Raw genomic sequence first — 22,296 nt, forward strand, 5'->3', positions numbered from 1 at the left:
AAATGGGCGTTTTCGGATATTTTGCATAAAAATGTCTGGCTAAAATAAAAATTGTGCGTAGTAATTGCTTATAGATACATTAAAATAAATTATAGTTCTGAAAGATGCACAAACTCAAGGGACTAAACAGCTATAATGGAGCTGATTTACAGAAAGGAGAGGGAGATTAATGAGAAAGCTGAAAAAAGCAACAGCGCTTCTGCTTTGCCTGCTCATGACGTTCAGTCTGGCAGCCTGCGGCGGGGGCACCACAAAGGAAACAGGAGGTACCGGGGAGAACGCGGAGAATGGTGGGGCACAGGCCGATTCAGGCTCCACAGGCATTCTTACGGAGACGGGTACCTATCCTATTGTAAAGGAACCTATAGAACTGACGCTGTTCTGCGTATCCATGCCTAACGTGGAGGATTTCGCAACCAATGATTTTACTAAATTTCTGGAAGAAAAGACCGGTATCAAGATCAACTTTGAGACCGGCAGCAGAGATGACTGGGAAACCAAGCTGAACCTGGCCTTCAGTACGGGCGATTACCCGGACATGATCATGTTTGCAAGCCCCAGTCAGGCAAAATACGGCGTAAAGGAAGGCATCCTTCTGCAGCTGGACGATTTAATTGAGGCAAATATGCCCAACTATATGGCGAATATGGGAGAATATATAGATGCTACCAGGCAGACGGACGGCCATATTTACGCTATCTGCGGGCTTAACGAATGCTACCATTGTATGTACGCCAAGAAAATGTGGGTGAACACCTACTGGCTGGACAGGATGGGGATCGATGTCCCCACCACCACGGATGAATTTTATGATGCATGTAAGAAATTTCTGGAAATCAACCCTACAGGTATAGCGGTAGGCGGGGCGAAGGACGGCTGGCATGCCAGATTTGAGGAATGGATGACCAACGCCTTCATACTTTCCCCTTCCAAATCCCAGGATTACCGCGTGGAGGTAGGCCTGGCACCGGAAGGCAAGATAAGGACGATTGCCAATACCGATGAGTATAAGGAAGCATTGAAATATATGAATAGTCTGTATAAACTGGGCGCTATTTATGACGGCGACTTCACACAGACAGAGGAGCAGCTGCGCGCCCTGGCCAATCAGGAAGGCGAACCGGTTCTGTTCCTGCCCTGCGGAACTATTTCCAACCATTTTGATGCGGACAACAATAATGAAACCTACAGACATTATCAGGTAATGGCTCCCATTGCCGGCCCGGACGGAACCAGACGGGCTACCTATATGAAATATGCAGGTCTGGGAGAAGGCGACTTCTTCGTTACCGACAAATGCAAATATCCGGAAGCAGCGCTTCGCTGGATTGATTACTTTTTTACCACAGAGGGCGCGCTTTCCTCTCAGTACGGCGCTGAAGAAGGCACCGACTGGGTGCTCAATCCGGAAGGAAAGAAGGGCCTGAACGGCGAACCGGCCATGTATGAGGTGCTCAATCCTTATTCCGGCGAGGCGCAGAACCATGACTGGCAGGACGTGCAGGTGAAGTATTTCCCCGCAGAGTTCCGTCTTGGCGAGAGCACGGATCAGAACGTGGATGTGGGAACCTCATTGGGCCTGGAGAAGCTGCTGTATGACGCTACCAAGGAAAAAATGGAGCCGTATGCGCAGAAGGAAGGCGACTGGGATGTGCTGCCTTACCTGAAGCTGACGGATGAGGAGGCTACCAAAATCCAGACCATAGGTGTGGAGGTGGAAAACTACATTGAGGAAAACAAGGTGGCGTTCATTACCGGAAGAAAGGACTTCGACAAGGACTGGGATTCTTATGTAAAAGGCTTTGACAACGTAGGCCTGCCTACGCTGCTGGAGGTTTATCAGACCGCATATGACAGGCAAAGCTCAAAGTAAAATGGTATTTGACCCTCGCGGCAGCTGTCAGGCGGACGCATACGTGTATCAGTCCGGCTGGTGTCCGCAGGAATAAATGGCATTTGCCGTAAGGCGCTGCCGGTGTCAGGAGCGAAGGCGCCTCCGGAAAAGGGGGCGCCTTTTTCTACAGAAGAAGGCCGGGACGGGCAGCAAAGGATTTCGAGCTTAAGGCAGAGGAGGAGGGAATGCTTTGAAAACAGGTGCGATGAAAGTAAAAGCAAAAAATAAGAACAGGGTAAAGAATTCCAACTGGCAGTTCTGGGCGATTATAGCGGCGCCGCTCATTTATGCCATTGTATTTGCCTATATTCCCATGGGCGGAGTGATTCTGGCCTTTAAGGACTACAGCATCAGAAAGGGGATCTGGGGCAGCGACTGGGTGGGTTTGAGGTATTTTAAACAGTTCCTGCTGTCCCCTTCCAGCTCCAAGGTTATTATCAATACGCTGGTGCTGGGCTTTTACAGCCTTCTTGCAAGCTTTCCCATCCCGATTCTGCTGGCGGTGGGGCTGAATGAGGTGAAGGCGGTAAAATTCAAGAAAACTGTACAGATGATAACCTATGCTCCCTATTTTATTTCCACGGTGGTTATGGTCGGCATGCTCATGCAGATGACGGATCTGCGTATCGGCATCATCAACAAGCTGCTGGGGCTGTTCGGCGTAGGGCCGGTGAATTTCTTCGGGGATGTGGATATTTTCAGAAGCCTGTATGTATGGAGCGGCGTATGGCAGACGGCGGGCTATTCGGCCATTATTTACATAGCGGCGCTGGCCGGCGTCAGCCCGGAGCTGAAGGAAGCGGCCATTGTGGACGGCGCCAGCCGCCTGCAGAGAATCTGGCATGTGGATCTGCCGGCTATCCGGCCCACTGTGGTGACAATGCTGATTTTCGCCTGCGGCAATATGATCAATATCGGTTTTGACAAGGTATTCCTGATGCAGAACAGCATGAACCTGGCAAAATCCGAAGTTATCGCCACCTTCGTGTATAAGGTCGGCCTGGTGAACGCAGACTACGGCTTCTCCACGGCGGCGGGCCTGTTCCAGTCGCTGGTGAGCTTCATCATGCTGGTAACAGTGAACCAGATTTCCAAAAAAATTACGGAAACCAGTCTGTGGTAAGGGGGAGCGTTATGGGAAATCAATTGAAAAAGTTCGGGAAGGCTCCTTTGGGAGATAAAATATTTATCATTTTGATCTATATCCTGCTGGCGGTCATTATGCTGGTGGTATTTCTGCCGCTGGTCTATATTGTGAGCGCCTCGTTTTCCGACCCGCAGGCGGTAATCAGCAATGAAGTGTGGTTCCTGCCGGTGCGTCCCACGCTGCGGGGCTATCAGGCTGTTTTTAAGAACAGGAATATTCTCACCGGCTTTGCCAATTCCTTTTACTATATGATAGTGGGGACATTAGTCAATATCGTCATGACCGTAATGTGCGCCTATCCGTTGTCCAGAAAGGAATTTACGGCCAGGAACAAGGTGGCGATGATCTTTGTGTTTACCATGTATTTCAGCGGCGGGCTGATTCCTACATATATGCTGGTAAATTCCCTGGGACTGGTAAATACAAGGTGGTCAATGATCATCCCTTCCGCCATGTCCACTTACAATATGATCATCTGCCGGACTTATTTTGTGAATTCCATTCCGGATGAACTGTATGAGGCTGGACAGCTGGACGGCTGTACGCCCTTCAAATATCTGCTTCGGGTGGTGGTGCCGCTGTCAAAACCGATTCTGGCCGTCCTTGTGCTGTATTACGGGGTGGCAAAATGGAATTCCTACTTTGACGCCATGATCTATCTGAAAAACCAGACAATGGTACCGCTGCAGATTGTACTGCGGGATATCCTGATTCTGAATCAGGTGGATTACACGATGGTAAGCGACGCTTCGGCCATTGCGGCGCAGAGAGGCCTGACGGACCTGCTGAAATATTCCACCATCGTTGTGGCTTCCCTGCCGGTTCTGTGTATTTATCCTTTTGTGCAGAAATATTTTGTAAAAGGTGTTATGATTGGAGCAGTGAAAGGGTGAGGAAAGGACATGTATCAATTTAACAGAGAAGAATATGAGAAGAGGATGGAATGGTACCGGGACGCAAGATTCGGTATGTTCATCCACTGGGGGCTGTATTCCATTCCCGCAAGGGGGGAGTGGATCCGCAGCACCGAGGAAATGACAATTGAAGAGTATCAGAAGTATTTTGAGGAATTTGACGCCAGGGATTTTAAGCCCAGGGAATGGGCGAGGATGGCAAAGCAGGCCGGTATGAAATATATGGTGCTCACGGCCAAGCATCACGACGGCTTCTGCCTGTTTGACAGTAAGTATACGGAGTACAAGGCGACAAATACAAAGGCCGGGCGGGATCTGGTGAAGGAATATGTGGAGGCGGTCCGGGCGGAGGGGCTGAAGGTGGGGCTTTATTTCACCCTGCTGGACTGGTATCATGACGATTATCCCCATTACCAGGATCGCAACCATCCCATGCGCAACCATCCGGAATGCGGAAATGAAAACCGGGATTTTGACAGGTACATCGAATACATGCACCGGCAGGTGGAGGAAATCTGCACCAACTACGGACAGCTGGATCTGCTCTGGTTTGATTTCTCCTACGATGACATGCGCGGGGAGAAATGGGGCGCCACCCGGCTGATCAACATGGTGCGTTCCCTGCAGCCGCAGGTGATCATCGATAACAGGCTGGAGGTGAGCGGGGAAGGAATGGGTTCTCTGGCGGAATGCAGCCCCACGCCTTATCATGGGGACTTTGTAAGCCCGGAACAGATAATTCCGCCCAACGGACTTTTGGATAAGGAAGGCAGGCCGCTTGCCTGGGAGGCCTGCGTGACCATGAACAATCACTGGGGCTACTGCGGGACGGACCATTTTTACAAGCCGGCCCCGATGCTTATCAAGAAGCTGGTGGAATGCGTATCCAAGGGCGGAAACATGCTTCTGAATGTGGGGCCTGACGCCTACGGCAATTTCCCGCCCCGGTCGGTGGAGATCCTGGAGGAAATCGGCCGGTGGATGAAGAAAAACGGGGACAGCATTTACGGCTGCGGGCCGGCCGGCGTTCCCAAGCCGGATTACGGACGGGTTACCAGGAAGGGAAATACCTATTATTTCCATATGTTTGAAAATACCATTGGCCCGGTACCCCTTCTCGGTCTGGATAAATCCAGGGTGAAGAAAATACGGGCGCTGGCGGACGGCTATGAAATCCCGGTGTCCGATAGCTGGGTGCACAGCGATTATCCTGATATTGTGTTCGCCTCCCTCGGCCCCGATCCCGTGCTGCCGGATCCCACAGATTATGTGCTGGCAGTGGAAATGAATGAATAATTGCGGTGTCCTCCGGCAGATTGAAAATATGCCGGAGTCTCCCGTTCCCGCCTCACAGGGGCTCTCGCCGCCGCGGTCCTGCCTCCCGGCCTTTCCGTCTGCCGCCCTGCCCGGATGTTGTTTCTTAGAGGGCAGACGACCGAAAGTCGTCTTGCTTTCGCTCGGTTAAAAACGCAGCGGTACTAACGCCGCAAAATACGCGGCGTAAGGACCGGCGTTTTTAAACGACCCTTACAGAAAACAACATCCGGGCAGGGCGGCAGACGGAAAGGCCGGGAGGCAGGACCGCGGCGGCGAGAGCCCCTGTGAGGCGGGAACGGGAGACCTTTTTTCATGCGAAAACAGGTCGGTTTTTCATAGTAATCTTTTTTTCCTTATAGTATAATGGACGGGTGGGCAGCTGGGGCAGGGTGCGGCTGCAAAGACGGGAGAACGTGATGCCGGGGAGGCTCCGGTGTCGGATGCGTTCCGGGGGAGCCGGGTATTTTTAACGGCTGTACGAAAGAAAAGAAGGGGAGAGATACTGTGAGAAGACCTGTACGATATAGAGTGAACCAGTTATCCATGAATCTGCTGGTTTCCTATCTTTCTATCCTGGCGGCGCCGCTGCTTGCCATAGTGATTATTTATTTTACGGCTACCAGCCTGCTTTTGTCCGTGCAGAAGGAAAAGATGTTTACAACGCTGAATATGACCGCGCTGGAGGTGAACCGGAGTATTGAAGAGGCCGGGAATATGGGAGGCTATATCAGCAATTCCCCGGAGCTGCGGGATCTTTGCAGCAAGATCCGGCAGGAAAAGGATTATTATGATATGTATTTGTATATCCGGTCGCTGTCGGATTATTCCATGTTCAACGCCGCCATAGAAAACATTTATTTTTTCTTTGAAAAAGGGGAATACATGGTGATGGACAAGGTGGTGGTCCCCGCGGATGACAGAGGCTACGCTTCCGTGGGCATGCTTGGCAGCGAAAGCTATAAGGAGCTGCTGGAAACCTTCGCCGGCAAGGTATACAGCAAGGATGTGCTCCGCCTGCAGGACGACGGGACGGATAAGAAGCTGATGGTGGCCCAGTCCTTCCCCTTCAGCGGTTATGAGAATCCCGAAGGGACGCTGGTGGTGGTGCTTAACGACAACCTGATAGAAGGACAGCTGCGCAACAACCTGATCCATGGGCAGGGAATAACGCTGATGCTGGATAAGGAGCGGGACGGAGAGTACTTCCAGAAAATCATTACCGGGGAAAACTGTGACGTGGGAGCGGACGAGCTGCCCATGGATTACATCCTAGGGAAAAAGGACGGGGAATTCTCCCTGCATGGGGAACGTTATATCATATGTGCGGTGGAAAATCCCGGTTCCCCTTACAGATATGTTTCCATACTGCCGAAAAAAACGCTGCTGGGCCAGATCGGTTCCATAAAATATATTATCGTGGCGCTGTGCGTGACGGCCATGCTGGCGGGGCTGGCCGTATGTATCGGGCTGTGGAGGAAGCGCAGGGACGTGGTTCTTTCCTTCAGCAGATATCAGGATGAATTCGGAACGGCCCAGGGCAACGGGAAGCCGGTGCGCAGCTTCTGGGAGGGCATTCCCTACCTGCTTGACAGCGCCGCCAATCTGCAGACAACGCTGAAGCTGCAGAAGAATTTCATGCGCACGGCAGTGGTGCGCAAGCTGCTGTTCGGAGAATATACCTCCGGCGCGGAGCTGGAAGAGGAGCTTAAGAGCGTGGACATCACCCTGGAGGGGGATGCCTACTGCGCTGCGGTAATTCAGATACGCAGCAGTGTTATGAGTAAGGATCTGGAGCAGTGGAACGAGCTGCGGCTGTTCATCAGGGAATACATACAGGAGCAGATCTGCATCTCCAAGATTTACTGTGAGCTGGATCAGTCCCGCAGCGCCCTGATTTTTCCCGTGAGCAGGGAGGAAGCGAGGGAGACCATCCGGGAGCTGCTGACAGACTTCGGGGAGAGCCTTCTCATGGAAAAAGAGCTGGAAACCTATGTGGGGCTGGGCAGGAATGTGACGGATCGGATGGAAATCGCCACCTCCTGTGACGATGCCAGGGAGATCACGGAATATCTGGCCTTCCATAACATGCGTACCGTGATGTGCAAGGAGGAAATGCCGAAGCAGACGGACAGCTTCTTTTTCCCCATAGAGACGGAGCTTCTTCTTGTAAAGAGCATCCGCCAGGGCAACCAGGAGGAGATTGACGATATTTTCCGGGTGCTCACCTTTGAAAACTTTACCTACAGGAAACTTTCCGTCACCATGGCGGGATACCTGACGGATCTAGTGCGGGCTACCGTGCTGCGGGCGCTGAAGGAGGAAGAGGACGCCGCTTCCGGCGCAGAGGAGCGGATTAACGGGGCGGAGAGCCTAGAAGAGCTAGCGGGGATATGCAGACAGCTGCTGGCCGGCGCCTCCGGTCAGAAGAGGAAAAAAGAGGAGCAGGATGCGGATGCCCTGAAGCAGTCGATCCGGAAAACGGTGGCTGAAAAATATAACCGGCAGGATTTTAATCTCAGCCAGCTGGCGGAAGAGCTGCAGGTTTCTGAAAACAGGCTGTATAAGCAGTTTAAGTCGCTGTTTGGCATGAGCTTCAGCGAGTATCTGGAAAATGAAAGGATTAAAATGGCCTGCGAGCTTTTGAAAAAACAGGTCCCGGTAAAGGACGTGGCAGAGGCTGTGGGCTATGGCAGCGATTTTTCCTTCCGCAGGGCATTTAAGCGTGTTATGGGGCTGGCACCCAGCTATTATGCGGAGGGGCTGGATAATAAATGATGCATGGATGCGCGCGCCGGCGCGATGGATGGGAGGTATGAAAATGTTATCAAATCGTTTGATAGAATATGCGGAGAAAAAATATGCGGAAAGGCTGCCGTATCTGGAAACGGTGCGGGCCGGACTGGAGGAGGGATTTTCCCGGTGCACGCCGGAGGAAGCGGCGCTGATGCGGTTTTTCTACGGCACGATGCCTCTGCGGGATGCGGGGGAGTATGATTTCCGGGTGTTCCTTTCCTTTGTCAGACATGGGCTTTGGCTGCGGGAGCATGTGGCGTGGTGCGCCGCCCTTCCGGAGGATATTTTTGTGAACCATGTGCTGTATTACCGGATCAATTCCGAGGACATCAGTGAAAACAGGGCTTTTTTTTATGAACAGCTGAAGGATAGGCTGACCGGGAAGGAGCTCTGGAAATCACCCCGTCAGGCCGTAATCGAAATCAATTACTGGTGTGCGGAGCATGCAACGTACCAGGCGTCCGATATGAGAACCGCATCACCCATGACGGTATACAGGAGCGGGAAGGGGCGCTGTGGGGAGGAATCCACCTTTATGGTGACGGCGCTGCGCAGCGTCGGCATCCCTGCCCGACAGGTATACACTCCCAGATGGGCCCATTGCGACGATAACCATGCCTGGGTGGAGGTATGGGCGGAGGGCCGGTGGTACTTCCTGGGGGCGTGCGAGCCGGAGGAGGTGCTTAACAAGGGATGGTTTTCCCATGCATCCAGCCGCGCGCTGCTGGTGCACAGCAGGAATTTTTCAGATTTTACCGGAGAGGAAGCGGAGGAATGTATTGGCAGGGAGGGCGTGACCTGGTTCTATAACAATACCTCCGTCTATGCCCGGACCCGCAGGCTTACGGTGGCGGTAAAGGATCGGGAGGGAAAGGCGGTAAAGGACGCGCTGGTTTCCTTTGAAATCCTGAATATGGGAGAGTACTGCAGCGTGGCGTCGCTGTCAACGGATGAAAAAGGCGAGGTGTACTTGACGGCGGGGCTGGGAGATTTCCATGTGAGGGCGCAGGCCGGCGGTTATTTTGGAGAACAGCTCGTATCCGGGGCAAGGCAGGAGCGGGCGGAAATCGTGCTGGCCGCTGCTGTGGCGCAAGATAACTGGATCAGGGATGTGTGGGAGCCAAAGGAAATAACTGCACCGGAGGATTATCCCATGAATCCGGGCGCTGTGACACCGGAGCAGAAGCGGAGAAAGCGGCTGCGGCTTGCCGCCGCCAATAAAATGCGGGAGGAGAGAATCCGTTCCTTTTACCGGGAGGAGGCTGCGGCCAGGTATCCGGAGGAAAAGGAGCTGCTGCGCATTGCGGCCGGCAATTTTGACGAGGTGCTCCGGTTCCTGGAAAAGGATGGGAATCCCCACAGGAAAGCGCTGCTTCACAGCTTAAGCGCAAAGGATTATCTGGATGTAAGGGCAGCGGTGCTGGAGGATGCGCTTTGCGGGGCGGAAAAGGTCAGGGGCGCATGGCCGGAGGAAATTTACCGGGAATATCTGCTGTGCCCCAGGATTTATTATGAAGAGCTGACGGCTTACCACAGCTTTATTGACGGGTATTTTACGGAAGCGGAGAAAGAAGCATTCAGGGAAGATCCGGAGAAGCTCTGGGCTTATATAGAAAAAGAAATCAGTTATGAACCGGCGCTTGATTACCGGACCATCTGCGCCACGCCGGTGGGCTGCCTGACGCTGAAGCAGGGGAATGAAACGTCGAGGAAAATCCTGTTTGCGGCAGCCTGCCGTACCCTGGGGATTCCCGCCAGGCTGAACCGGGTGACGGCGGAGCCGGAGTATTATACGGGAACGCAGTTCCGTACGCCGGGGAAGAGCGTTGGACAAGGGAAAGCTGATGCCGCGCCGGGGAATACGGACGCGTCGTTGGTATTGCAGGTGGAGGACGGCAGCAAATGGATTTATTATCAGACCTGGACGATTGGGAAGCTGGACGGCCTGCAGTTTGTTACCTTGGATTATGAAGGCCTGCGTTTTGGCGGAAACTGCCTGGAGCTGTCCCTGGAGCCGGGGATTTACCGGCTGCTCATCACCTCGCGCATGCCAAACGGCAACCAGCATGTGGCGGAGCGTACCTTCCGGCTGACAGACGGAGAGCGCAGGGAAATATCCATGAGTCTGCGGGAGGGCAGCCTGGAGGATATGCTTGTGAACAATGAGCTTCCTGATTTTGAGGTGACGGATGCGGACGGGAAATGCTGTCCTGCGGCCCGGCTTACGGCCGGAGGCAGCGCGGTACTCTGTTTTCTGGAGGAAGGCGCGGAGCCTACGGAGCATGTTTTAAATGAACTGATGCAGCAGGCGGGCGACTGGAATGCGGCGGAGGCGAAGCTTATATTTATCGTAAGGGACGAGGAGGCGCTTGCCAACGCCACGCTTGCCCGCACACTGGAGAAAATCCCCTGTGTTTCCGTTTATTTTGACCCGGAGGGAGAAACGCCGGAGCCAATCGCCAGACGGATGTATGTGGATCCGGAAAAGCTTCCGCTGCTGGTGGTGACAAAGGACGGTATGACAGGGATTTACGCAAGCAGCGGCTATAATGTGGGAAGCGTGGATCTCATGCTGAAAATTCTGAGCAGATAAAGGGGGAAGCCGCCCTGAGGCGGCACAAAGACGGACGTGAAGGAAAAGAATACAAAAGCGGTTATTGTTCTGAATGTGGTTGGTATTTTTCTGTATACGGTAGGGATGAGGAGCTTTGCGGCGCCGGCCAGGATTGCGCCCGGCGGCGCCAGCGGTATCGCCATCCTGGTGAATTTCCTGACGGGTTTTCCCATGGGCTTGTTCTGCGCCCTGTTTAATTTCCCGATTTTGGCGGTTGTGCTGTGGAAAAAGATTTTCCCGGCCGGATTTGTGGGAAAGGCGACGGCAAGCATTGTACTGCTGTCACTGATGACGGACCTGCTGGCGCCCGTCCTGCCTCATTATCAGGGAAATGCCCTTCTGGCGGCGCTGTTTGCCGGGGCCTTCATGGGCACGGGGCTGGCAATGGTTTATCTGGGCACATCGGATACGGGCGGCATTACCATGATTGGCCTGATCCTGCAGAAGTATTTTCCCCACCTGAAGGTGGGAACGCTTGTGTCCGCCATCAATATGGTAATCGTCCTGGCCTCCGGTGTGGTTTACCGGAACATTGACAGCATCCTGTATGCTATTGTGACGGTATATGTGTCCGGGCTTTTTATGGACAGGCTGGTGAACCAGGCGAATTCCAAGGATTTGATTATTGTAATGAGTGAATGCACGGACAAGGTGCGCTGCGTTTTCCTGGATGAGCATAAAGGAATCACCATTCTGAAGGGGGAGGGCGGTTATACCAGCGAAACCCAGAGGGTGATTCTGGGAGCGGCAGGGAAGGCGGACTGTTCAAAAATCCAGGAAAAAATCCGCAGGGTGGATCCAAAGGCTTTAATCATTGTGGCGGAGGCCAGCAATGTGGTGGGCAAGGGCTTCGGAAGAATGCTGTGATTCCGGCGGGAAGGCTTTGTCATGGAATCTGGATAAAAGGGAGGATGGAAAAATGGTTACGGTAACGGAAGGGAAGAATGCCCGTTTTTATATTGATTTTGCGTGGGAGAAGGATCCCCATATCAGAAGCTTCCGGCTGGGGCTGGAGGAGGTTTTTGAAGGAAAATACCTGGAGACGCTGTATGTGCCTGTTCAGGGACAGGCGTTTCTGCTGGTTGGGTGCGGTAAGGAAAAGGAGACAGGGCTTCTGGAGGTGAAGGAAATCCTGGCGGCCGCCTCAGCCAGGTGCCGGGAGATGAAGGTGAAGGAATGCTCCGTTGATATCTCTGTTTTCACGCAGCTTCTGGGGAAGGATGCGGTGACGCAGAGCGTGCTGGGGCTGGAGCTGGGAGGCTACAGCTATTCTTTTTCCGGGGAAAAGAGGGAGGAGGCTCCCTGCTGTTTCCAGCTGGAAAGGGTCAGCGGGCTTGAAGGGCTGGAAGAATTAATTGAAGAGGCGCAAGAGCTGGCAGGGGATATCCTTTTTGCCAGGGATCTGGTAAATACGCCGGGGAACCATCTGCGTCCCATGGATCTGGACCGGGCGGTGACGGGCTTCGTGGAGGATGTGGAAATCGAGGCGCAGACCTTTGTTTACGGACAGCTGCGCGCCATGAAAATGGAGGGGCTGTACGGCGTGGGCGGCAGCAGTGAGTATCCGCCCTGTATGCTCGTCCTGCGCTACCGGGGGAATCCGGACAGCAGCGAGGTATACGGCCTGGTAGGAAAGGGCGTGACCTGCGATACCGGAGGCTATTGTCTGAAACCCAGCGGTTCCATGGCCGGGATCAAGGGGGATATGGCAGGGGCGGCCGCCGTTGCGGGAGCGCTCCATGCTGTGGCGGCTAGGAAGCTTAAGGTGAATGTAACGGCCTGCCTGCCCATGTGTGAAAACAGGATTTCCCAGTCTGCGCTGCTGCCGGGGGATGTGATCACAGGGTACGGCGGCAAAACCATTGAGGTTCTCAATACTGATGCGGAAGGCAGGCTGATTCTGGCGGATGCGGTGAGCTTTTGTATCCGTGATGAAGGGATAACGAAGCTTTTGGATATCGCAACGCTGACCGGGGCGGCCTGGAACGCGCTGGGCTATACCATCGCGGGGGCGATGTCGGATGATGATGATTTTTACAGGATATTTGAAAAAGGACTGGCGCATTCGGCGGAAAAATACCTTCGTTTTCCTTTCGGCAGGGAGCATGTGGAAATGATTAAGAGCAGCGTGGCCGATGTGAAAAATGTAGGCTCCAGCTGCTGCGGGACAATCACGGCAGGCCTGTTTATCCGGGAATTCTGTGAGGGAAAGCCCTGGATTCATCTGGACATTGCAGGTACGGCCTGGTGCGATACGCCCACCTATGCGTTTGAAGCCAAAGGGGCGACAGGCGCAGGGGTTGCTTCGGTGTATTTCATGCTGAAGGAAGCGGCCGAATAACGGGAATGCCGCAGCGGCCGTTTCCTTTCCTTTTTATCGTAACAATTATAAAATAGTTTTAACGGGACATAAACAGTGAGAGACTGGATGCCGCTTTGAATTTTATTACGTTTTTGGCGGATTCCTATAATTATAACGCCGCATTTGAGGGGATTTATACGGCGCCTGTTTTTAAAAACCAGATAGCCAGTATTTCCACCCCGCAGTATCTGGAGGCGGAAAGTGTGATTGAGAGACATTTCCATGATTCCATAGCATGGCTGAGAATCCGGGGGTTTTCACAGATGGATGCCTCCTGCATCCTGGAATTTATGGAAAGCGGGAGCGGGATGACAGCGCAGGACTGTCTCAGGAATATGGACAGGCTGCGTGCGGAGCGCATGCAGGAAAATCCGGTAAGGTAGGGGTTGCAGATGAAGAGTGGTATGGGGAAAAAGGCGGGAACCCGGATTTTTGCGGGTGCTCTGGTCGGGTGATTATAGTGTTCGCGCTGGTTTCAGCGTTTTATATCCATAATTTTGATCAGACCCTGCTGGAGGAAAACCAGAGCCATCTGGCGGAGGTGGCGGATCATATCGTTACCTATATCCAGGCGGCGGTGGAGGATACGCTGGATACCCTGGAGACGGCGGCGGATGCCCTGCCTCTTATGGAACAGGAGGAGTGTGTCGGTTATCTGAAGCAAATGGTGGACAGGCATGGTTTCACCTATGCGGGGTATGCGGGTAGAGACGGTATGCTTCATGCGACGCAGGAGCTGCCGTATTCTTATATTGGAAAAGTCGCCCCGTATGCGGGAATATTTTTCAAGGTGCATGGATCAGATACAGGTTGCCTATATCCTATGCAGTGATGAGCGCTCCTTTGCCGAAGCGTTGTATACAGGGCTTTGCGGGGCTTGTGATGACAGACTGGTTTACCTCACAGGATCCGTCCTTTATGTTTGGCGCGGCTGTGCATAAGTATCCCATTTCTTCCTCCCCGCTGTGCATAAAAGCAGGGAATGACCTGCAGATGCCGGGCTGCCAGAAGAATGTGGACGATATTGTAGAGGCGGTGGAGCATCCGGAAAAGGCAGGGGAGGAAGCGCTTACGCTGGGTGAGCTGCAGGCCTGCGCCGCCCGGATTCTGAATGTTATAGCCCGTTCCAGCTGCTATGAGGGCAGCGCGCCTTATGGGGAGCAGTTCGGAGAACTGCCCTGGATTGGCCGGTGCGAACGGGGGAGAAATTCTGAAAAACAGGTCGAGGCCGTTGGCAGGCTCATCCAAAATCAGGAGCCGGGGACTTTTAAGAAGGGCGTTGGCCAGGGCCAGCCGCTGCTTCATTCCCAGGGAATATTGGGAAAAGGTTTTTTGGCTGTCAGAGGAAAGATCCACCGTATCAAGGGACTGCTCTATCTGGGACGGATCCGGCTTCCTTGTCAGACGGGAGAAGATGGTGAGATTTTCCTTTGCCGTCATTTGGGGATAAAAGCCGGGAGCTTCGATGCTGCTTCCGATGCGGTTGTAAATGTCCCGGGGAAAGCCCTTCATGGGGAGGCCGAAGAGAAGGATGGAGCCGGAGGTTGGGCGGGCCAGGCCTAAAAGCATTTTCATAACCGTAGTTTTCCCGGCGCCGTTTCTTCCCAGAAGGCCGTAAATTGCGCCCTGGGGGACGGGCAGGGTTACATCCCGGACAGCGGCGTGTTCTCCGTAGCATTTGGTCAGATTTTGGGTTTCGATGATATAGTTCATAAGAATGCCGTTTCCTTTCTGCGATTGCCCGCATCAGCTCGGACAGCCTGACTGCTGCGGTTGTTATCAGTATATAGGCAATCTTTCAACTTTTTATCTGGTTTTGGAAAAATATCAGAATGAGGAAATCCCCGGCAGCGGTTCAATGAGAAGAGGCAGAATTGTAAAACGCAGCGGCATTTGCGGGGGAAGAGGCCGCGGACAGTCTTTAGTCCCCCGCTTTTTGCAGTGTCTTTGAATCCTGGAACAGCAGAAAAGAGGCGACGGGAGATGATTTCAGGATCGGCGGACAGAGGAGATCCGGGAAGCTGCGATTCCGGGACAAAGGACTTGTGAAGCCGCTCGCAGAGCATGGCGGCTGTACGGAAGAGATCCTCCTCCAGCTTTCGGGGGCGGATGAGGGAAGGGATGGCCCGGATGCCGTCCGGCGTCTGCAGGGAATTCATGGCCTCTATGTAGTTTTCCATGCGGGCAAGGTGTTTTTTCATTACTGCGGCCTGCTTCTGCAGATCTTTGTGAGACAGGCTGCCTGCGGACAGCTCCTGGAATTCCAGGTAGCCCTTGATAATGGTGAGCGGCGTGCGCATATCGTGGGCAAAGGCGGCGTTAATGCGCTTTTTTTCTTCCGCCTGGCTCCACAGAAGATGGTAATTATCTTCCAGGGCAAGGCGCATGCTTTCCACGCTGAGGCAAAGCTCGCCCATTTCATCGGCACTGTCATAGGAAAGACGAAAGTCCAGATCCTGCCTGCCGATTCTGGCGGCGGCTTCCTTGATCAGTCGGACCGGTTCCTCCAGCTTGCATTTATAGAAGAGATAGGCGGCTGCGGCCAGACAGAGGGCGGAAGAGAGACAGACTATGAGAGGGGAGGACAGCGCATAGTATTTTTCCGGAAGGAGCTGAAGCAGGCCCGCAGTTGCCAGGCATAAGAAGATATCCAGCAGAAGGAAAAGCAGGATAAGGAGGGCGAAGCTTTTCCGGATGGTTAGTTTTTTGAAGGTGTGCTTTATTCTTTCCATGTATATCCCACTCCCCATATGGTTTCAATATAATCTTTACAGCCGTATTCCTCAAATACGCTGCGTATTTTGCGGATATGCTCCGCCACTACGGTGCTGCAGCCCTCGGCGTCGTATCCCCAGATTCGTAAATGCGTTCCCGGTCAAAGACCTGGCGGGGATTTTGGGAAAGCAGGCTGACGATGGCAAAATATTTTTTGGCGAGGGGCAGCTCCCGGCCGGCGGAAAAGACCTTTCTTCTGCCGTAGTCGATGACCAGGCTGTCCGTGAATTTTGCCAGGGAGGATGCGGCGCTGCGCTGTTCCCTGCGCAGATGGGCGGCCACGCGGGCTTCCAGCTCCAGAAGTGAAAAGGGTTTTACAATATAGTCATCGCCGCCCGCCAGGAAGGCCCTCACCTTATCCGCGTCCTCCACCCGGGCGGTCAGAAACAGGATGCGACAATTGATGAAGTCCCGGATTCCCGCATAGGCTGAAGCCGTCTTCTCCGGGCATATTGATGTCAAGAAGAATGAGGTCAGGGCGGGTTTCCACCTGCCGAAGGGCCTGGGAAGCGCTGTCGGCGGTTATGGCTTCATAGCCCTTGATTTGAAAGAAGGAGTGCAGCATTTCCGTGATATCCTGTTCGTCGTCTATGATGAGTATTTTCTTTTTCTGTGGAGGCTTTTTTTCCATGGGGAGTTTCGGTCCTTTCCTGGGCGGGTGGGTTTCTTTTATGATAGCAGGTAATTATCTGGTTTTTATCAAATTTAGGATATTGAATTATAGCATAAAACAGACCAACCTATACAGCTTTTGACCGGTTCTACTATCGTCTTGACAATTCTATATCGTGGCTATGTTATAAGGAAAGAAAAGACGCTATGTGCATTATGTCACAAAGCGAATCCCCAGAGAGTTGCAGCTCCCTGGGGATTCTTTTTTCCTTAATCAGGGCAGGAGAACCCAGTTTGGCTTCTGTTTTCTTAGCTTTTATTTTCTATCCGGCCATTTGCCGATATAATAGCAAACCACATCAGCCACAACAGAAATAAGAGAAAATGTTATGTATTGCATTATGCCACCCTTTAAGCTGCTTTTAAATTACCCCTAAACTTCCCGTATAAGAATAAATCAAGTTTATCTGAGAAAAAATCATTGTTTTACTCCCTGTCTTGTGAAAAAATAGTTATAGCAGTTTTATGTTGGATAACAGGAGGGAACCAATGGAAAACAGAGATAACGGAAAAAATAATTACGAATTACTGTGCTACACCAGGCAGCCTGGGGAGGACAGCATCTATTCGGAGAAGCTGGCATACAGCATGCATCTGGCGCTGCGCAGGGAGGGAGAAAGCTTTGTTCCGCTGAATCACAACGCAGGCATACTGTACGCAAAGGCAACGCAGCGGGAGGACGGAACGCTGCATGCGAAGAGCCTGAAAAATCCGTGGCTTTTTCAGATGGAAGACGGTACTTTCGGGATCCTTGCGGGCAGGACGGAAGCGGACGGCAGTGAGGATGAAGAGTCCAGGGGAAAGCTGCTCCTTTTTACCTCAAAGGATCTGGTGCGGTATCATGAGGAAGAGCTGCTTGATCTGAATACGGGAGTACAGGCAGAGGATGCGGTATGCAGGTATGATGCGGACAAGGGATGCTATTGCCTGAAGTGGAAGGATGCGCAGGGCGGCTGCTTTGCATACAATCTGCCGGAGCTTTCCGGGGAGGCGGTGAAAGCGGCGCAGACTGAGAGGCTGGAGGACGGCGCAGCGCTTGCGGAGATGGCAGTCCTGCCGGGTTCAGGAGAAGCTCCGGAAGGGGCAAGGCTTCGCAATATTATATCCATAGGGGAGGAAACGGCAGAGAGGCTGCGGTGTAAATTCCTGGTGCCGGTGAATGTGGCAAATGAGGTGCCGGAGCGGATATGCGCGGCATCGCCGGAGGATGTGCAGAAGGTCAGGGCGAACGCTAAATACAGCGACGGCACCTGTGTGGAAAAAAGAGTGGACTGGTACACCGGGGAGGTGGATTTTGCCCATCCGGGCACTTACCGGGTGACGGGCAGGGTGCATCAGAATCATTATGAATTTCCTGTTGCATGGCATCGTGCCGACCCCTGCATCGGCAAGTGGAAGGGAAAATATTATTTTATTGCCACCAATGATTATGACAACAATCATTCCCTGTATATCCGGGAAGCGGATACGATTCCGGAGCTTGTTACGGCCCAGGAAATCTGTATTTTGAATACCTCCATGTACCCCCATCTGGGGAATCTGCTCTGGGCGCCTGAGTTCCATATTATACGGGACAGGCTGTATATTTTCCATGCGGGGACGCCGCAGGAGTTTGAGAAGGAGCAGTGCCATGTGATGGCGCTGAAGGAGAACGGAAATCCCATGAAGGCCTCCGACTGGGAGATGCCGGTAAGAGTGGTTAAAAAGGACGGAAGCTATCTGTACGGGGAACAGGGAATTACGCTTGATATGACGGAGTTTGAGGTCAGCGGAAGGGTTTATGCGGCATGGTCCCAGCGCCAGTTCCATCCTGTGGATCAGGGCGCGTGGCTGTATATCGCAGAACTGAATCCTGAGGAGCCGTGGAAGCTGATATCCGATCCTGTCCTGCTTTCCATGCCGGAATATGGCTGGGCAAATAATCATACCTTTGTGGATGAGGGGCCTTTTACCCTGATAACGGATAAAAAAATATTCCTTACCTTTTCCAGTGCAGCTGTGGACAGCACCTATGTGGTGGGTCTGCTCAGCGCAGATCCTGATGCGGATCTGCTCAACCCGGAAAGCTGGGTGAAGGAAAATTATCCGCTGATGTCCTCCAGGAGCAAGGAAGGGGAATATGGAACAGGCCATAATTCCTACGTAACGGATGAAGACGGGCTGGTGTGGAATGCCTACCACGGCAAGCCGGGTGTTGACGGGCCGAGAAGCTCAGGACTGCGCCGTGTGCATTTTGGCGCCGACGGCTATCCGATCCTGGAAATGACGGAGGAAAAGGATCTGGCGCCGGAGCTGACGGAGGTTTCCATGGAGGTTGTGGTGAAATAACAGGTTGGCCTTTCCTTTACGGAAGCCTGTCCGGGCTGCGTTTTTCTGCGGATGCCCGGAACGAACGCGGGCTTTCTCCCGTAATCCGCTTAAACTGGCGGCAGAAATGCTCCACATTGTGGTAGCCGCAGAATTCCGAGATGGCCGCAATTGTTTTCCCGGTGTAGCGCAGCTGATCCTTTGCCAGTCTTATGCGGGCATTAATACAGTCATCCATACAGGAAATGCCGAAGGTGTTTTTATAGACAACCTGCATATAGCCCTCGCTCAGGTGGAGCTGCCGCGCCATGTCCGGCACGCTCCAGGGAAGCTGGGGGCTGTTGTAGATGGATTTGCGCAGGTTCACCAGTTCATGGTAATGGGAAGACAGCGAACCCGGAATTTTCAGGGAGGCTTCCTGCAGCTCGGAAAAAAGAAGCTGCAGGAGCTGGCCTGTTATCCGCTCATTATGTGCGCCGGGAAATGCATTTTTCCAGGTGAGCAGCTGGAACAGGTTGTGGCAGTAATCCGCATCCGGCAGGGAAAAGGGGATTCCCTGGATCGGGAGAGAGGAAACATATTCTTCATCCGAATCGAAACGCAGCCAGTCATTTTCATATCTGTCCCCGCAGGCGCAGTAATAAATAGGGGAAAAAGGCGGAAAAAGGACGGCGGATTTGGCCGGATATTCCTGCAGACTGCCGTCCACCCGGAAAAGGGCGGGGGTATGCGTGAGCACCAATAGCCAGCAGTCGTGGCCTTCCGGCACATCAAATACGAAGCTGCCGTCGTGTACGGCATTATATTCTACATAACGGATATGATTCATGGACGCCTCCATAAACAGTTTTATTGCAGCCTGGGAAATATGGAGCAGATGCAGGGGAAAAATATAGGAAACGGCCTTTGGCATTGTTTTTTCCCCTGTGGTTTTGCTGCAAATTTTCAATAGTATACCTCAGGCCCTGCGCCGCGTCAAATCAATGTCGGAAAAATCAATTAATATACGGAAAATCATTACCCGGAAAATCATTACCTGGGAAATCAATACCGGGGAAATCAATACCGGGGAAATTGATGTCAGTGAAATTAGCGCCGGGATAATCACGAAAAAGGGAGGAAAACCAATGAAACCGGATAAAAAATTCCCGTTATTTATTGTATCAGGAGCCAGCGGTGTGGGAAAGAGCACGATGTGTGAAATCCTGTTTAAAAAAGAAACGGATTATATTGTGCTTGAAAGCGATATTCTATGGCAGGAGGTTTTTAATACGCCCCAGGATAATTACCGGAATTTCAGGGAAGTGTGGATGACCATGTGCGCCAATGTTTCCCAAATCGGCATGCCTGTGGTTCTGTGCGGCTGTGGGATTCCGGAGCAGTTTGAAATATGCGACGCAAGGGAATATTTTACGCAGATTCACTATCTGGCCGTGGTCTGTGAAACGCCAATCCTGGAAAAAAGAATGCGGGAGGGGCGGGGTATCCAAGAAGAAGACTGGATTCGCAGCTCCGTTTCCTTCAACCTGTGGCTGAGGGAAAATGCGTCAAAAACGCAGCCGCAGATTACGCTGCTGGATAACACAAACCTGACGCCGGAAGAAGCGGCAGAAGAGGCCGATAAATGGATCAGGAAACAAGGATGGTAACCTGGGTTACATATTCCTCACTGTCGGAAATGGCAAATTCATTCAGGCCGATTTCATAGGAATACCCCTGAAGCTCCCAGCCTTTTTTCCGGGCAAAGGCCAGCATCCGGCCATAGAGTGCGGGAAGCCTGTCCCAGCTGCCCACACAGAAAGCGCGCAGGTAAAGCCCGGCAGGTTTTCTGTAAATACCACTGATTTGTGCAGGCTGCTCCAGGCTGGTGAACAGGCCGTCGTACTCGTCAAAACGGTGCTGCCTGATTTTTTCCAGGGAAAGCAGGCTTCCGCAGCCGGTCTTGTATTCAGACAGATCCCATGCGGTCTGCAGGTGGGAAAGAAGCGTGTCCATCTGCATTTGCTTCTGCTCCGGGAGCGGTTCCGAAGGGGGAAGCGGCGTGATAAAAAGATATTCCTCTTCACATTGGACGGTGTCAATCTGACCGTCCTTTATTTGCATACTCAGATGCAGCATTTCCTGTTTTTTCTGCATGATGGCACGAAGCTTAGTAAGGCGCCGGATTGTCTCGTCAATTTCACCGATTTTCCTCTCCGAAAGGGCGAGAAAGCTTTGTGCATTGGGCGAATGCAGATAGGACCTGATTTCGTCGATGGACATATGGAGCTCACGCAGCGCCAGGATGTTTTCCAAATCCGCGCTTTGCTGCCAGGTATAGTACCGGTAGTCGTTTTCCCCCTTGAAGGCAGGGGAGAAAAGCCCTATTTCATCATAATAGTGCAGCGTTCTTTTGTTCAGATGGTGAAGCCTTGCGAATTGTCCTGTGGTAAAAAGCAGGGATTTTGTGGGCATAAATTCCTCCATGCTGCCGCGGCACTGCCATTTTTACGGCGCGTTCTGTTTTTATTGTAAAAATCTCTTGACCTTACAGTTACTGTATCCTTTAGGATGACTATAACATAAAAAGAAAACAGGGAAAAGAGGTTTCAGAAATGGAAGAAAAAACAGTACTTCGTGATTATGAAAGAAAGGATGCGCCGTTTCTGCAGGATATCATAAGAAAAACCTGGCAGCATGACAGGTTCTGTTCCCCTGGAACAGCAAAAAGGCTGTCACGCCTTTATCTGGCAGGGTGTATGGCGAATCAGACTTTTATGAAGGTAGCGGAGGTGGGAGGAAGGCCGGCAGGCGTGATTATGGGAAAGGACTGCGGGGCGTGGAAGCCTTCCGTAACCGGCCTGCTGCGGCAGACGGCGGCAGCGCTGGCGCTGCTGTCAGGAAAGGAGGGAAGGGAAGTTGCCCGGGCTTTTTCGGGAATTAACCAGGTGGACAAAGAATTGCTTAAGGAGAGTAAAAAGGAATATCCGGGAGAGCTTTCCTTCTTTGCACTGGACGAAAGATACCGCGGCCTGGGAATCGGGAAGAAGCTGTTCCGGGTTTTGCTTGATTATATGGAACAACAGAAAATATCCCGTTTTTATCTGTATACGGACAACAGCTGCAATTATGGCTTCTATGAACATCAGGGAATGCGGCGCTGCGGACAGAAAAGTTATAAGGTCCCGCTTGCTGTGGATAATGAGATGCAGTTTTTTCTGTATGAGTATGATGCCAGGGCTGATGTTTCCCGGGATAGGGAAGAAACGGTCTGCGTTTAAGAAGGGGAAAGAGGGGCTCTGCAATGGATGACACATTACTCTATCAGAAGCCGGTTATGTTACTGCGGATTCCTGCAGTGGTGGCGCCCGCCATCCTCATGACGGTCATCCAGCCCTCCTGTTCCATGATGACGGGATTTTTTATTTCCAATATACTGGAGGAACAGGAGTTGTCATGCTGCTTTTTAACGGCTGGATGATGTATTATGCAGATGAGAACGGAGTGGCCGCAAGCACTGTT

Annotated in this window: 17 protein-coding genes and 2 pseudogenes; 14 read left to right on the top strand and 5 right to left on the bottom strand. The window is 52.5% G+C overall.

The genetic code is table 11. The annotated features are described in order from the left end of the window. Positions 1 to 169: 169 nt before the first annotated feature. From FYJ45_RS07545 to FYJ45_RS07590, 10 genes and pseudogenes are all read left to right on the top strand, one after another. Positions 170 to 1,873 (top strand): extracellular solute-binding protein, encoded by a 1,704-nt coding sequence (locus FYJ45_RS07545; RefSeq protein WP_154464110.1) that lies wholly within the window; start codon positions 170 to 172, stop codon positions 1,871 to 1,873. A gap of 226 nt (positions 1,874 to 2,099) precedes the next feature. Then, positions 2,100 to 3,017, top strand: a complete 918-nt coding sequence (locus FYJ45_RS07550; protein ID WP_154464166.1) for an ABC transporter permease — start codon at positions 2,100 to 2,102, stop codon at positions 3,015 to 3,017. Between the two features lie 11 nt (positions 3,018 to 3,028). Next, positions 3,029 to 3,934: a carbohydrate ABC transporter permease gene (locus FYJ45_RS07555; protein WP_154464111.1), complete on the top strand. Its 906-nt coding sequence runs from the start codon at positions 3,029 to 3,031 to the stop codon at positions 3,932 to 3,934. A gap of 9 nt (positions 3,935 to 3,943) precedes the next feature. Then, positions 3,944 to 5,251, top strand: a complete 1,308-nt coding sequence (locus FYJ45_RS07560) for an alpha-L-fucosidase (RefSeq protein ID WP_154464112.1) — start codon at positions 3,944 to 3,946, stop codon at positions 5,249 to 5,251. A 525-nt stretch (positions 5,252 to 5,776) separates the two neighbouring features. Beyond that, the gene (locus FYJ45_RS31725; protein WP_154464113.1) at positions 5,777 to 8,047 is read left to right on the top strand and encodes a helix-turn-helix domain-containing protein; all 2,271 of its coding nucleotides are present in this window, start codon (positions 5,777 to 5,779) and stop codon (positions 8,045 to 8,047) included. Positions 8,048 to 8,237: 190 nt separating this feature from the next. Further along, a pseudogene (locus tag FYJ45_RS33095) lies at positions 8,238 to 9,815 on the top strand (transglutaminase-like domain-containing protein); the annotation flags it as partial. A gap of 879 nt (positions 9,816 to 10,694) precedes the next feature. Continuing rightward, the gene (locus FYJ45_RS07575) at positions 10,695 to 11,546 is read left to right on the top strand and encodes a YitT family protein (RefSeq protein WP_021637819.1); all 852 of its coding nucleotides are present in this window, start codon (positions 10,695 to 10,697) and stop codon (positions 11,544 to 11,546) included. Continuing rightward, positions 11,512 to 13,020 (top strand): leucyl aminopeptidase family protein, encoded by a 1,509-nt coding sequence (locus tag FYJ45_RS07580; protein ID WP_235930700.1) that lies wholly within the window; start codon positions 11,512 to 11,514, stop codon positions 13,018 to 13,020. Before FYJ45_RS07575 ends, FYJ45_RS07580 begins: the two co-directional genes overlap by 35 nt. Positions 13,021 to 13,115: 95 nt before the next feature. Continuing rightward, positions 13,116 to 13,424 carry a hypothetical protein gene (locus FYJ45_RS07585; protein ID WP_154464115.1) on the top strand — a complete coding sequence of 103 codons (309 nt, stop codon included), beginning with the start codon at positions 13,116 to 13,118 and terminating at the stop codon, positions 13,422 to 13,424. A 68-nt stretch (positions 13,425 to 13,492) separates the two neighbouring features. Further along, positions 13,493 to 13,873 (top strand): hypothetical protein, encoded by a 381-nt coding sequence (locus FYJ45_RS07590; protein WP_154464116.1) that lies wholly within the window; start codon positions 13,493 to 13,495, stop codon positions 13,871 to 13,873. Positions 13,874 to 13,941: 68 nt separating this feature from the next. On the opposite strand, the gene FYJ45_RS33100 is transcribed toward FYJ45_RS07590, so the two are convergent. The 3 genes and pseudogenes from FYJ45_RS33100 to FYJ45_RS32615 all read right to left on the bottom strand — a co-directional run bounded on the left by FYJ45_RS33100 (position 13,942) and on the right by FYJ45_RS32615 (position 16,447). Then, complete coding sequence (locus FYJ45_RS33100) at positions 13,942 to 14,754, bottom strand: ABC transporter ATP-binding protein (protein WP_154464117.1); 813 nt, start codon at positions 14,752 to 14,754, stop codon at positions 13,942 to 13,944. Continuing rightward, positions 14,751 to 15,773, bottom strand: coding sequence for a histidine kinase dimerization/phospho-acceptor domain-containing protein (locus tag FYJ45_RS07600; protein WP_195841723.1), 1,023 nt, complete (start codon positions 15,771 to 15,773; stop codon positions 14,751 to 14,753). The genes FYJ45_RS33100 and FYJ45_RS07600 overlap by 4 nt, the downstream gene beginning before the upstream one ends. Then, a pseudogene (locus tag FYJ45_RS32615) lies at positions 15,761 to 16,447 on the bottom strand (response regulator transcription factor). The gene FYJ45_RS07600 and the pseudogene FYJ45_RS32615 overlap by 13 nt, the downstream one beginning before the upstream one ends. A 530-nt stretch (positions 16,448 to 16,977) precedes the next feature. Between FYJ45_RS32615 and FYJ45_RS07610 the strand changes: the two are divergent. Continuing rightward, complete coding sequence (locus FYJ45_RS07610) at positions 16,978 to 18,816, top strand: family 43 glycosylhydrolase (protein ID WP_154464119.1); 1,839 nt, start codon at positions 16,978 to 16,980, stop codon at positions 18,814 to 18,816. Positions 18,817 to 18,832: 16 nt separating this feature from the next. Here FYJ45_RS07610 and FYJ45_RS07615 read toward each other — a convergent pair whose 3' ends face one another. Continuing rightward, positions 18,833 to 19,708: a helix-turn-helix transcriptional regulator gene (locus tag FYJ45_RS07615; RefSeq protein WP_320620655.1), complete on the bottom strand. Its 876-nt coding sequence runs from the start codon at positions 19,706 to 19,708 to the stop codon at positions 18,833 to 18,835. Between the two features lie 214 nt (positions 19,709 to 19,922). Here FYJ45_RS07615 and FYJ45_RS07620 point away from each other — a divergent pair, with 214 nt between their 5' ends. Then, positions 19,923 to 20,444: an AAA family ATPase gene (locus tag FYJ45_RS07620; RefSeq protein ID WP_025488657.1), complete on the top strand. Its 522-nt coding sequence runs from the start codon at positions 19,923 to 19,925 to the stop codon at positions 20,442 to 20,444. Here FYJ45_RS07620 and FYJ45_RS07625 read toward each other — a convergent pair. Continuing rightward, positions 20,425 to 21,249: a MerR family transcriptional regulator gene (locus FYJ45_RS07625; RefSeq protein ID WP_207708406.1), complete on the bottom strand. Its 825-nt coding sequence runs from the start codon at positions 21,247 to 21,249 to the stop codon at positions 20,425 to 20,427. The genes FYJ45_RS07620 and FYJ45_RS07625 overlap by 20 nt on opposite strands. A gap of 140 nt (positions 21,250 to 21,389) precedes the next feature. Here FYJ45_RS07625 and FYJ45_RS07630 point away from each other — a divergent pair, with 140 nt between their 5' ends. Then, complete coding sequence (locus tag FYJ45_RS07630) at positions 21,390 to 22,055, top strand: GNAT family N-acetyltransferase (protein ID WP_154464122.1); 666 nt, start codon at positions 21,390 to 21,392, stop codon at positions 22,053 to 22,055. A gap of 23 nt (positions 22,056 to 22,078) precedes the next feature. Next, positions 22,079 to 22,255 carry a hypothetical protein gene (locus FYJ45_RS07635; RefSeq protein WP_154464123.1) on the top strand — a complete coding sequence of 59 codons (177 nt, stop codon included), beginning with the start codon at positions 22,079 to 22,081 and terminating at the stop codon, positions 22,253 to 22,255. The last annotated feature ends 41 nt before the right edge of the window (positions 22,256 to 22,296 follow it).

Source organism: Eisenbergiella porci (assembly GCF_009696275.1).
Lineage (GTDB): Bacteria > Bacillota > Clostridia > Lachnospirales > Lachnospiraceae > Eisenbergiella > Eisenbergiella porci.

Coding starts and splice junctions, on each gene's coding strand:
- FYJ45_RS07635 (WP_154464123.1), top strand. CDS start 22,079: ATGGATGACACATTACTCTATCAGAAGCCGGTTATGTTACTGCGGATT.
- FYJ45_RS07580 (WP_235930700.1), top strand. CDS start 11,512: ATGTGGTGGGCAAGGGCTTCGGAAGAATGCTGTGATTCCGGCGGGAAG.
- FYJ45_RS07545 (WP_154464110.1), top strand. CDS start 170: ATGAGAAAGCTGAAAAAAGCAACAGCGCTTCTGCTTTGCCTGCTCATG.
- FYJ45_RS07620 (WP_025488657.1), top strand. CDS start 19,923: ATGAAACCGGATAAAAAATTCCCGTTATTTATTGTATCAGGAGCCAGC.
- FYJ45_RS33100 (WP_154464117.1), bottom strand. CDS start 14,754: ATGAACTATATCATCGAAACCCAAAATCTGACCAAATGCTACGGAGAA.
- FYJ45_RS07625 (WP_207708406.1), bottom strand. CDS start 21,249: ATGCCCACAAAATCCCTGCTTTTTACCACAGGACAATTCGCAAGGCTT.
- FYJ45_RS07630 (WP_154464122.1), top strand. CDS start 21,390: ATGGAAGAAAAAACAGTACTTCGTGATTATGAAAGAAAGGATGCGCCG.
- FYJ45_RS07560 (WP_154464112.1), top strand. CDS start 3,944: ATGTATCAATTTAACAGAGAAGAATATGAGAAGAGGATGGAATGGTAC.
- FYJ45_RS07610 (WP_154464119.1), top strand. CDS start 16,978: ATGGAAAACAGAGATAACGGAAAAAATAATTACGAATTACTGTGCTAC.
- FYJ45_RS07550 (WP_154464166.1), top strand. CDS start 2,100: ATGAAAGTAAAAGCAAAAAATAAGAACAGGGTAAAGAATTCCAACTGG.
- FYJ45_RS07555 (WP_154464111.1), top strand. CDS start 3,029: ATGGGAAATCAATTGAAAAAGTTCGGGAAGGCTCCTTTGGGAGATAAA.
- FYJ45_RS07600 (WP_195841723.1), bottom strand. CDS start 15,773: ATGGAAAGAATAAAGCACACCTTCAAAAAACTAACCATCCGGAAAAGC.
- FYJ45_RS07615 (WP_320620655.1), bottom strand. CDS start 19,708: ATGCCAAAGGCCGTTTCCTATATTTTTCCCCTGCATCTGCTCCATATT.